Source organism: Mesorhizobium sp. M6A.T.Ce.TU.002.03.1.1, assembly GCF_003997275.1.
Classification (GTDB): Bacteria; Pseudomonadota; Alphaproteobacteria; order Rhizobiales; family Rhizobiaceae; genus Mesorhizobium; species Mesorhizobium mediterraneum.
Genome location: NZ_RZTI01000067.1, coordinates 22,632 through 32,380, shown reverse-complemented (window position 1 = coordinate 32,380; position 9,749 = coordinate 22,632). Strand labels below are relative to the sequence as shown.

Annotated in this window: 13 protein-coding genes; 7 read left to right on the top strand and 6 right to left on the bottom strand. The window is 61.7% G+C overall.

Going from position 1 to position 9,749, the window contains the following annotated elements:
• Nucleotides 1-234: ketopantoate reductase C-terminal domain-containing protein (locus tag EOC93_RS19740; RefSeq protein WP_281033153.1), on the top strand; the 234-nt coding region annotated here is incomplete at its 5' end.
• Between the two features lie 53 nt (nt 235-287).
• Nucleotides 288-923 (top strand): 2'-5' RNA ligase family protein, encoded by a 636-nt coding sequence (locus tag EOC93_RS19735; RefSeq protein WP_127205456.1) that lies wholly within the window; start codon nt 288-290, stop codon nt 921-923.
• A 12-nt stretch (nt 924-935) separates the two neighbouring features.
• Here EOC93_RS19735 and EOC93_RS19730 read toward each other — a convergent pair whose 3' ends face one another.
• Nucleotides 936-1,421 (bottom strand): SRPBCC family protein, encoded by a 486-nt coding sequence (locus tag EOC93_RS19730; protein ID WP_126103311.1) that lies wholly within the window; start codon nt 1,419-1,421, stop codon nt 936-938.
• Entirely contained in the window at nt 1,418-1,777 is a 360-nt protein-coding gene (locus EOC93_RS19725; protein WP_127205455.1) for a metalloregulator ArsR/SmtB family transcription factor, read from the bottom strand. Before EOC93_RS19725 ends, EOC93_RS19730 begins: the two co-directional genes overlap by 4 nt.
• A gap of 176 nt (nt 1,778-1,953) precedes the next feature.
• Between EOC93_RS19725 and EOC93_RS19720 the strand changes: the two genes are divergently transcribed.
• Entirely contained in the window at nt 1,954-2,307 is a 354-nt protein-coding gene (locus EOC93_RS19720) for an ArsC family reductase (RefSeq protein WP_126103309.1), read from the top strand.
• A gap of 24 nt (nt 2,308-2,331) precedes the next feature.
• On the opposite strand, the gene EOC93_RS19715 is transcribed toward EOC93_RS19720, so the two are convergent.
• The 3 genes from EOC93_RS19715 to EOC93_RS19705 all read right to left on the bottom strand — a co-directional run bounded on the left by EOC93_RS19715 (nt 2,332) and on the right by EOC93_RS19705 (nt 5,093).
• The gene (locus EOC93_RS19715) at nt 2,332-2,688 is read right to left on the bottom strand and encodes a DUF488 domain-containing protein (protein ID WP_126103308.1); all 357 of its coding nucleotides are present in this window, start codon (nt 2,686-2,688) and stop codon (nt 2,332-2,334) included.
• A gap of 45 nt (nt 2,689-2,733) precedes the next feature.
• Nucleotides 2,734-3,990: an aminopeptidase gene (locus EOC93_RS19710; RefSeq protein WP_127205454.1), complete on the bottom strand. Its 1,257-nt coding sequence runs from the start codon at nt 3,988-3,990 to the stop codon at nt 2,734-2,736.
• Between the two features lie 188 nt (nt 3,991-4,178).
• Nucleotides 4,179-5,093: a LysR substrate-binding domain-containing protein gene (locus tag EOC93_RS19705; RefSeq protein WP_127205453.1), complete on the bottom strand. Its 915-nt coding sequence runs from the start codon at nt 5,091-5,093 to the stop codon at nt 4,179-4,181.
• Nucleotides 5,094-5,190: 97 nt separating this feature from the next.
• Between EOC93_RS19705 and EOC93_RS19700 the strand changes: the two genes are divergently transcribed.
• The 3 genes from EOC93_RS19700 (at nt 5,191) to sbmA (ending at nt 8,107) form a co-directional block, all read left to right on the top strand.
• Nucleotides 5,191-5,403: a hypothetical protein gene (locus EOC93_RS19700; RefSeq protein WP_127205452.1), complete on the top strand. Its 213-nt coding sequence runs from the start codon at nt 5,191-5,193 to the stop codon at nt 5,401-5,403.
• Between the two features lie 144 nt (nt 5,404-5,547).
• Nucleotides 5,548-6,708: a YbfB/YjiJ family MFS transporter gene (locus EOC93_RS19695; protein ID WP_127205451.1), complete on the top strand. Its 1,161-nt coding sequence runs from the start codon at nt 5,548-5,550 to the stop codon at nt 6,706-6,708.
• A 121-nt stretch (nt 6,709-6,829) separates the two neighbouring features.
• Nucleotides 6,830-8,107: a peptide antibiotic transporter SbmA gene (gene sbmA / locus EOC93_RS19690; RefSeq protein ID WP_095483942.1), complete on the top strand. Its 1,278-nt coding sequence runs from the start codon at nt 6,830-6,832 to the stop codon at nt 8,105-8,107.
• Nucleotides 8,108-8,134: 27 nt separating this feature from the next.
• On the opposite strand, the gene EOC93_RS19685 is transcribed toward sbmA, so the two are convergent.
• Nucleotides 8,135-9,139 (bottom strand): polysaccharide deacetylase family protein, encoded by a 1,005-nt coding sequence (locus EOC93_RS19685; RefSeq protein ID WP_127205450.1) that lies wholly within the window; start codon nt 9,137-9,139, stop codon nt 8,135-8,137.
• Between the two features lie 192 nt (nt 9,140-9,331).
• Between EOC93_RS19685 and EOC93_RS34875 the strand changes: the two genes are divergently transcribed.
• Nucleotides 9,332-9,749 (top strand): tetratricopeptide repeat protein (locus EOC93_RS34875; protein WP_245461499.1); only part of this gene is annotated, 418 nt, incomplete at its 3' end.

The window sequence follows — 9,749 nt, the reverse complement described above, 5'->3', positions numbered from 1 at the left end:
GTGCGCTTTCCGATCGGGGTCGACCGCCGCATCAAGGGCGCCGGCGACGTCGGCGAGCACAAGACCTCGATGCTGCAGGATCTGGAGCGCGGCCGGCCGATGGAGATCGACGCACTGGTGACGGCGGTCCAGGAGCTTGGCCGGCTGGCCGGCCAGCCGACGCCCACCATCGACAGCGTGCTGGCGCTGGTGCGCCGCCTCGCCATCGAGCGTGGCTGCTATTCTCCCTTGTAGTTTGTTCCTGTTTTGTTCTATTCCCGCGGATAAAATACCGGACGGGATCAGCCATGAACGAGCTGCCTTCATTCGGAATCGGCAAAAACGGCCAGACTTTCTTCCGCTGGAACGAGCCAGACCAGCGGCGGAACGATCGGCTGTTTTTCGCCATTCTTTTGGACAGCACGATTGCCACGCCGCTGGCGCTGAAGGCGGCTGGTTGGCAGCGTGAGTTGGGCCTGCGCGGCAAGCTCATTGCGGCAGAGCAGTTGCATGTCTCGCTGGTTGGGCTCGGCGATCATGACGGATTGCCGATGTCCCGTGTGGACACCGCCTGCCGCGCCGGCGGGCTCGTTCAGGCAGCATCGTTCGATGTTACCCTCGATCGCCTGTCGGCCTTCGGCGGTGGCGCACTGGTGCTGCGCGGCAGCGGCGGCAATCCAGCCTTGCAAACCTTTTGGCGCAGCCTCGGCGCTACGCTCTCCGATAGCCCGCTGAAGCCCTTCGTGGCGAATTCCTTCGAACCCCACGTTACCTTTCTGCGCGACAGGACGCAGGTCGCGAAGCTTGGCGAGCGAGCCATCGAACCGATTGGCTGGACGGTCCGCGACTTCGTCCTCATCCACAGTTTCCTGGGGCAGGGCCGGTATCAACTCTATGGGCGCTGGCAATTGAGCGACCAGGACGACGCCGTGGCCGCCATGTGAGAAGACGCCGTGTCAGATCGTCTTGACGTATTGCGCAAGCTGGTCGACCACGGTGCCCCAGCCATCGAAAAAGCCCATCTCCTCGTGGTTCGTTCGTGTCGCTTCATCCCTGTGGATGGCGGTCGCGGTGTAGCGCGTCGCCTTGCCTTCTGGCTGCAACGATATGACCGCTGTGATGAATGGGTCCCCTGACGGCCGATAGCCGGGTAGCAATGCATCGGTCCATACCAGCCGCTCGTTCGGCACGATGTCGAGATAGCAGCAATGACGGTCATTGACCTCCTTGCCATCGGGTGATTGCATGCGGGTCCTGAACAGGCCGCCGGGCCTGAGGTCTATCTCGCAATCGGTGACGATCCACGGCTTCGGTGTGAACCATTGCCGGACATGCTCGGGCTTGGTGTAGGCGGTCCAGAGCAGTTCTCGTGGCGCGTCGACGACGCGTTCGAGGACGAGGTCCAGTCTGGGGTCCGGTTTGAACAGCGGGGCCTGGCTCATATGTCTTTCTCCTTGAGTGTCATGACGTAGGCATCGAATTGGTCGAGGCGGCGCTCCCACATTGCACGCTGCTCGGCCAGCCAGTTTTCGGCGAGCTTCAGCGGCTCTGGCGCAAGCCGGTAGGTCCTGACGCGACCGGTCTTTTGCGAGCGCACCAGCCCGCAACCTTCCAGCACCTTCAGATGTTCGATGAAGGAGGGCAGGGCCATGTCGAAGGGCTGGGCAAGCTCGCCGACCGAGGCGGGGCTTCTGTTCAGCCGCTCGACAACACGTCGACGTGTCGGATCGGCAAGCGCCCGGAAAATGCCGTCGATCGGCGGGGTGCTTACGGTCCGCGAGCTTGTTGCGACGATCATGTTTTTCTTGCGCCTCTGAGCATGGCCAAAGATGGTTTAGGAAAATACTTAGGAAAATTCCTTAGTATTGGCAAGCCCAAAACTTTGAAGATGCCGGCCTGGCCGCTGGCAAAGTCGCAAAAGCGGTTTTAGGGTGCCGCCGGATTCGAACACAGACCAGTCCGAGGATCACAATCTTGACGATCACCATGTACGGCATCACCAATTGCGACACGATCAAGAAGGCCCGCACCTGGCTGGAACGCCATGACGTCGCCTACCGGTTTCACGACTACCGGGTCGAAGGGCTCGACGCGAAGCGGCTGGATGGCTGGTCCAGCAAGGTCGGCTGGGAAATCCTGCTCAACAAGGCGAGCACGACGTTTCGCGAACTGTCGGACAAGGACAAGCTGAGCCTCGACGAGAACAAAGCCAAGGCGCTGATGCTGGCCAAGCCGACGATGATCAAGCGGCCGGTGCTGGAGCTCAGCGATCGCATCCTCGTCGGCTTCAAGCCTGATGTTTACCAGCAGGCGGTGGTTGGGAAATAGACGCGGTGCAGCGTGCGCGCCGCCTCAACCCTTTAGGCTGAGATAGTCAGCCAAAGCCACTGCGTTATTGTGCATATCGTCTTGGGCGCCGTAGAGCAGCGTCACCTGGCCGTTGTCGAGCAGGGCGCGCAACTGGCCAACCGCGTCGCCGTTCCTGTCGAGCTCGCCGCGATATCGCTGCTGGAATTCCATCCAGCGTGTCGGCTCGTGGCCGAACCATTTGCGCAATTCATCGCTAGGCGCGATGGTCTTGAGCCAGAGCGTCAGCGCGGCGTCTTCTTTGCGGACGCCGCGCGGCCATACGCGGTCTATGAGCACCCGTTGCCCATCGCTAGGCGAGGGCGGCTCGTAGATGCGCTTGACTTTGATATCGAGTTTCATTGCCAACTCCAGGGTCGACCGCCAAGACGGCTTGTTGGCGGCTCCTTAAGCCCACTCGCCCTTGCGCATGACCGGCACGCGGCTGCCGTCCTTGCCGATGCCGTCGATGTCGATCTTGTCCGAACCGATCATCCAGTCGATATGGATGAAGCTCTTGTTGCCGCCGCGCGCCGCGATCTCGTCCTGGCTGAGCGAGGCGCCGTCGACGAAGCACTTCGAATAGCACTGTCCCAATGCGATGTGGCAGGCAGCGTTCTCGTCGAACAGCGTGTTGAAGAACAGCAAGCCGCTCGCTGAGATCGGCGAGGAATGCGGCACCAGCGCGACTTCACCGAGCCGGCGCGAGCCTTCATCGGTGTCTAGCACCTTCTTCAGCACGTCCTCGCCCTTCGAAGCCTTTGCCTCGACGATCCTGCCTTCCTCGAAACGCACCGAGATCTCATCGATCAACGTGCCTTGGTAGGACAGCGGCTTGGTGCTCGAAACATGGCCCTCGACGCGCCTGGCATGCGGTGTGGTGAAGACCTCCTCGGTCGGGATGTTCGGGTTGCAGGTGATGCCGTTCTTGGCGGTCGAAGCGCCGCCCATCCACTCATGGCCGTCGGCGAGACCGACGGTCAGATCGGTGCCGGGTCCGGTGAAATGCAGCGCGTGGAAATTATGGCCGTTCAGCCATGCGGTGCGGCCGCGAAGTGCGGCGTTATGCGCCATCCAGTTGCCGATCGGGTCGTCGACATCGACCCGTGAGGCGGCAAAGATGGCGTCGGCGAGCTTGGCCACGGCAACGTCGTCGGTATCGCCCGGGAAAACCTGTTTGGCCCAGGCCAAGTCGGGATAGGCGACGATGTTCCAGTTGATGTCGAAGCCGGTGATTTTTTCCAGCGCCGGCCGATAGGCCATCGAGTTCGCCTTGTTGGCGCGCGCCACTTTCGCCGGATCCTGCGCCGACAGCAGCGACGGATCCTCGCCGCGCACGGCAAGCCGCGCCGCATTGTTGGCGAAGGCCTTTGCCATGCCCTCGTAGAGCCAGCCGGCTGCGTGGTCGAAGCCTGCATCGGCGCCATGGCGGAAGCGCGCCAGCGTGATCTCATCGTCGTTGAAGATCGGCGTCACCAGGCCGGCGCCGGCCTTGTAGGCGTGCTCGACGATCCGCCGCGTCAAAGGCAGCGCTGCGATCGACGACGTCAGCACCAGATCCTGCCCCGGCTGCAATTGCAGCCCGACCTTGATGGCGACTTCGGCCAGCCTGTCGAGCTTCACCGGGTCGATCGTTGCGGAAACGCCGCGCGAATGTGTGGTCATGATCCTGCCTGTCGTGGTGTGGTGTCTGGTTCCTACATAGATCGCCGTCGCTGCGCTTTCCACAGCGATTGCGACTACCACAGCGCCGCGCGTCCTGTCGGACGCGCAAAGGACGCTGTGGCACTTTGATCTTGCGCATGATCCTTTTCCAAAAATCGATTCCGATTTTTGGGGTCATGCGCCCAGGTTCAATCCGCGCCGGCGAACGAGCCGAATTGCGCCATGGTCGCCGCGATCTCTTCGCGGATCCAGATCTTGAAATCCCTGACCTTGCGGCTTTCGGTCTTGGTGGCTGAGGTCACCAGCCAATAGCCGAGCCCGCTCCGGGCGCGGATGCCGAAAGGGGCGACAAGGCGGCCGTCGGCGAGAGCGTCAGCCGTCAGCAATTGCCAGGCGAGCATCACGCCATGGCCGGCGATCGCCGATTCCAGGCAAAGCATCGGGTCGGTGAAACGCGCGCCCTTGAGAAAGGTGACGGGCTTCGCCCCGGCCGCCTCGAACCAACTGTCCCAACTGATCATCGACCGTTCGTCGGTGATGGCGCAGGTCTGCGCCAGGTCTTGGATCGACTTCAATCTGGCAGCGATCGACGGTGCGCAGACCGGAAACACCTCCTGCGCCAGTAGCAGTTCCGCGCGGCCGCCCGGCCATTTGCCGCCGCCCATCCGGATGCCGATGTCGATGTCGGAATGGTCGAGATCGGCGATCCGGCCCGAGGCGTCGATGCGCAGCAGCACATTCGGATGGCGGGCGAAATGCCGCGATAGTCTCGGCAGAAGCCACTTCGACGCGAAAGCCGGTGCGACCGAAACCACCAGCGTGCATTCGGAGGCCTCGTCGGCGAGCGCCACGGCTTGGGCGAGTTCGCGAAAACCTGCCCCGAGGCGCGCGGTGAAGACGGTGCCGAATTCGGTCAGCACCAGACCGCTCGCCGTTCGTTCGAACAGCGCCTGGCCGAGTTGCTCTTCCGTTCGCTTGACCTGCTGGCTGACGGCGCTGGCGGACACGTTGAGCTCGCTTGCCGCAGCCGAAAGCGATCCCAGGCGGGCGACGGTTTCCACGGCGCGCAAGCCGTTGAGGTGGACGCGGTTCAACATGACCATACAGTTTTTCTAAACCGCCGCGATTGAAATCTCAATTGAAACGCGGGGCTGATTGGCAGATTTTAGCGAAACAAGCAGACCAGTGGAGGAAAATCCGATGAAGATTTTGTCATTGCTCAGAGTCTTTTCCGCTGCCGGCGCGCGGCAAAGCCGGTCGCCTGAAAGCGAGACCACCCGATGGGTGATTGATCCGCTGTCGCATCCTGTGCTCGACACCATGTCGGAGCGCGAGCTCGGCGACGTGCCGTTCCGGCTGACGGCCCGGCGCACTGCCTACGAGACGGCTACCGCGCAGGCCGGCTGCGGTTGAAGCTTCTGAAACGGTAGCAGCGGGCGGTCGCCCTCAGCTGCCGGGACGTGCGGGCGGAGGCTGGATGCTGGCGGCTGCGGCAACCCGTTCTGGCCCAACACAAGCGGATTGTCTCACAGGCTCGTGCACCTATTGTGCACTGCAATGAAAGCCGTTTCGCCGTCTCCTTTGCGTCTCGCCTTTGCCGGCATGATTGGCTTGGCCGCTGCCATGGGCATCGGCCGCTTCGTCTACACACCGATCCTGCCCGGCATGATGGAGGAACTTGGCCTGTCGCCGGCCGATGCCGGCTGGATCGCATCCGCTAACTATCTCGGCTATCTCATTGGTGCGCTTGCAGCCGTCGGCGGCTGGGCGCATGGTCGCGAGCGCCTGCTGATGCTGGCCGGTCTTGCCGCCACCGCAGTCCTCACCGGGCTGATGGGCCTGGCCGACACGATGGCGGCCTTTCTCGTCATCCGGTTTCTTGCCGGTCTGGCCAGCGCCTTCGTCTTGGTCTTCATGTCCAGCATCGTTTTCGGCCATCTGGCCGCCGCCGGCCGAAACGACCTGCAGGCGCTGCATTTCGGCGGCGTCGGCCTCGGCATAGCGGCGTCCTCGGCGCTGATGGCTATCCTCGTCACCGAACATGCCGGCTGGGCAGCGGGCTGGTTCTGGTCCGCCGTATTCTCCGCCTGCGGCTTTGCCGTCGTGGCGTTGCTGGTCGGCAGCACTGCAACCGCCAACGGCGCCGATGGTCGCGAACCGGCGCTGCCGAAGGACCGCTCGCTGATGAAGATCATCGTCGCCTATGGGCTATTCGGCTTCGGCTATATCGTGACGGCGACGTTTCTGATCGCCATCGTCCGGCAGGGTGGCGGCGGTCGTGTGTTCGAAGCCATGGTCTGGATGGTCACTGGCCTGGCCGGGATTCCTTCGATCTGGCTCTGGCAGAAGATCGCCGCAAGGATCGGCCTGTATGCGGCTTATGCCTTCGGGTGCCTCGTCGAGGTGGTCGGCGTCACCGCGAGCGTCGCCATGGGCGGACACGTTGGGCCGTTGCTCGGCGGGTTTCTGCTTGGCGGGACTTTCATCGCCATCACCGCGCTCGGCCTGCAGACCGGAAGGCAGCTTGCCCCGCAAGCGCCACGCCGGACCTTGGCGTTGCTGACGGCTTCTTTCGGCCTCGGTCAGATCGTCGGTCCGATCGTCGCCGGTCTGCTTGCGCAAGCCTCGGGCGACTTCTTCCTCGCATCGATCGTGGCCGCCGCCGTTCTGCTTGTCTCGGGCGCGATCACCTGGTCGGCTGCGCCAAAATCGCCATGATTGTGGGTTTGCTCGGGGATGGGCATCGGGCACGGGCATTTTCATTCCGACCGATGTGTGACCTTATGCCCGCTGAACAGCAACGCCGCTGATTTGCGCATCGACCGAGGATTTCCCCACAGTGTTTGTATCCTTTTTCCCGCAGCCGAAGCTTTTTTTCATCTCGGCGGCCGTCTGGAGCCTTCTGCTGGTTATCCTGTGGTTTTTTGGCGGCGAGCACCTTGGCACGATGCTTGGGATGCCGCCGGTCGATCCGCAGGCCGCACCCGTCATCAGCCCAATAAGATTCCTGACACCGGCATTCCTCTGGTTCTACGGATATTTCTTCGCGGGTATGGGCGTATTCTACCTTTTTTGGGCGCTGTATGCCCCACACCGTTGGCAGAACTGGTCGATCCTTGGCTCTGCGTTGATTATTTTCGTCACTAATTTCATCGTGCAGATAAGTGTGGCGCTCAATGACTGGCGTGGCATGTTTTACGACATGGTGCAGAAGGCCCTGACCACGCCCGGCTCCGTTACGCCTGCCGAGCTTTACTACGGAGTATGGCAGTTCCTGTCGTTGGCCCTGGTCTATATGACCATTGCCGTCCTGAATGTCTTTTTCGTCAGGCACTATGTGTTTCGCTGGCGCACCGCGATGAACGACTATTTTACGGCTTATTGGCCAAGGCTGCGCCATATCGAAGGGGCGTCGCAGCGCGTTCAGGACGACACGATGCGCTTCTCGGGCACAATGCAGGGGCTCGGAGTGAACTTCATCGATTCCATCATGACTCTGATTGCATTTCTACCTTTGCTGGCATCCCTTTCTCTCCACGTTCCAACTCTCCCCATACTCGGAGCAATCCCCTATCCGTTGGTTATTGCAGCGATCGCGTGGTCGTTGTTTGGAACCGGCTTGTTGGCAGTCGTCGGCGTCAAGCTGCCCGGGCTGGAATTTCGTAATCAGCGTGTTGAAGCCGCTCTGCGCAAGGAACTTGTCCTCGGTGAGGACGATACGGAACGAGCGCAGCCACCAACGCTGGTCGAGCTTTTCAGAAATGTTCGAAAGAACTACTTCACGCTATACGCTCATTATGTCTACTTCGACATGGTCCGCTATCTATATCTCCAGGTTGACAACGTTTTTGCCACGCTTATTCTTGTGCCAACCTTGGCTCTTGGTAAGATAACCTTTGGAATTTTTCAGCAAATTGTCACCGCCTTTTCACAAGTCGCCAGTTCGTTCCAGTATCTTGTGAATTCCTGGCCGACCATTGTCGAACTGATATCCATCTACAAGCGCCTGCGCGCCTTCGAGGCGACGCTTGAAGGGGCCCCGCTACCCGAAATCGATCAGCATTATCTGGAGCGTGAGCGAGCCGGCTTGCGCCCTGAGGATCAGCCGGCAAGCTAGGAGAGGCGGGCGGCGAGCGCTTCCGGCTCAGCCGCCCACCGACGCCTGCTTTTCGTGGCCGCGTTGGCGCGATACATAGTCGCGATAGCTGATGCACTCGACGTCGGGCTTGGTGCAGACCTCGCCAGCAAAGCGCTCCAGCGCATTCCAGTAGGCGCCGCCATTCATCAGCGTGAAATGGAAGCCGAGCTCCAGCGGAATGCGTTTGCCCTGGTATTGGGCGTCGAAGGCGGTGCGAAAGGCAGCATAGGTCCGGTCGGCGAATTCGTCCCCCTTGCTCGGCCGCTCGAAGCCACCGGAATGTCTGACATAGAGATTGTAGTCCATCGCGATAACCGGCCTTGAGCGGGGCCCTTCCGGAATCTGCGGCAGCGAAAAGCGCGTGATGCCATTTGCGGTCATCGGCCGGACTGGGCCGCGCGAGACGCCGCTCGCGTCGAACAGGTAGCCTGCCTTTGGCAGCGCCTCGTAGAGCGCCTTGTTTGCCGACAGATAGGGCGCGCGAAAGCCGAACGCCTTGCGCGCGATTTCGCGCCAGCCCGCGGGTTCGGGGGCAATGCCGTTGATCGAATAGGCGCTTTCGAGAATGTGTGAGAAAGAGCCGAACTCGCTCAGCCAGTCGGCCTTGCTCCAGTCCTTGCCGTCGAAATGGCCGCAACCGTGGCTGCCGATGTCATGACCTTCCGAGGCGGCAAGGTTTATCTGCTCGAGCCGGTCAGCGACTTCCTGTTTCGAGGCGGCAAAGCCGATGTTGGATTTGCCTGCGGTCTTGCCGGGCGCCGTATATTCCTTGCGCGTTTTCGGCGAGAGCAGGAAGACGCAGGACACGAAATAGGTGAAATGGGCGCCGGTGCGGGCTGCCAGCGCCCGGCTGCGCTTCCACTGCGGAATATCGCGAGCGCTATCGAACGAAATGATGACGACCTGCTTCGGTTTTGTCGGCGCAGGCGCCGCGGGCGGATCGGCGACCGCAGTGCCCGCCGCAGCAAGCGACGCGATGGAAAACGCAACAACGCGGTACAAACGAGGCATCGACATCTGATCTGGATTTGAAGAGGGTTCGAGCACCGGCTATCGGCGAAATGTGGCGCGGGTGCGGTCGCCATATACGTCGCCTGTCCGGCGATTAGCCGATTTTCCTGTCGAACCCCTTCCATGCGGACAGAAACTCGCTAAAACGCGGGCTCATGTACGCCCCGGCCGGGGCAGGAATGGTTTTGATCCATGTCGGACGACAGTTTTATCCGCGAAGTCAACGAAGAGATGCGTCGCGAACAGGCGCATGCGCTATGGGACCGTTTTGGTCCTGCCTTGCTTGCGCTCGCGGTGCTGGTGGTGGTCGGCACCGCTGCCTTCGTCGGCTATCGCTATTGGGACGAGACCCGCGCCAATCGCTCGGGCGATGCCTTCTCGCAGGCGCTGAAGCTTGCCAATGAGGGCAAGAGCGACGAAGCGCTGACGGCCCTCGATGCGCTGGAAAAGGATGGCTACGGCGCCTATCCGCTGCTCGCCCGCATGCGCGCGGCAACCGTCAAGGCGGACAAGGGCGACGTCGCCGCCGCAGTCAAGGACTTCGACGAGGTCGCCGCCGACGCAGACATTCCATCGGGTCTTCGCGACATGGCGCGCCTCAGGGCAGCAC

Coding starts and splice junctions, on each gene's coding strand:
- EOC93_RS19700 (WP_127205452.1), top strand. CDS start 5,191: ATGAAGATTTTGTCATTGCTCAGAGTCTTTTCCGCTGCCGGCGCGCGG.
- EOC93_RS19730 (WP_126103311.1), bottom strand. CDS start 1,421: ATGAGCCAGGCCCCGCTGTTCAAACCGGACCCCAGACTGGACCTCGTC.
- EOC93_RS19725 (WP_127205455.1), bottom strand. CDS start 1,777: ATGATCGTCGCAACAAGCTCGCGGACCGTAAGCACCCCGCCGATCGAC.
- EOC93_RS19715 (WP_126103308.1), bottom strand. CDS start 2,688: ATGAAACTCGATATCAAAGTCAAGCGCATCTACGAGCCGCCCTCGCCT.
- EOC93_RS19695 (WP_127205451.1), top strand. CDS start 5,548: ATGAAAGCCGTTTCGCCGTCTCCTTTGCGTCTCGCCTTTGCCGGCATG.
- EOC93_RS19685 (WP_127205450.1), bottom strand. CDS start 9,139: ATGCCTCGTTTGTACCGCGTTGTTGCGTTTTCCATCGCGTCGCTTGCT.
- EOC93_RS19735 (WP_127205456.1), top strand. CDS start 288: ATGAACGAGCTGCCTTCATTCGGAATCGGCAAAAACGGCCAGACTTTC.
- EOC93_RS19710 (WP_127205454.1), bottom strand. CDS start 3,990: ATGACCACACATTCGCGCGGCGTTTCCGCAACGATCGACCCGGTGAAG.
- EOC93_RS19705 (WP_127205453.1), bottom strand. CDS start 5,093: ATGGTCATGTTGAACCGCGTCCACCTCAACGGCTTGCGCGCCGTGGAA.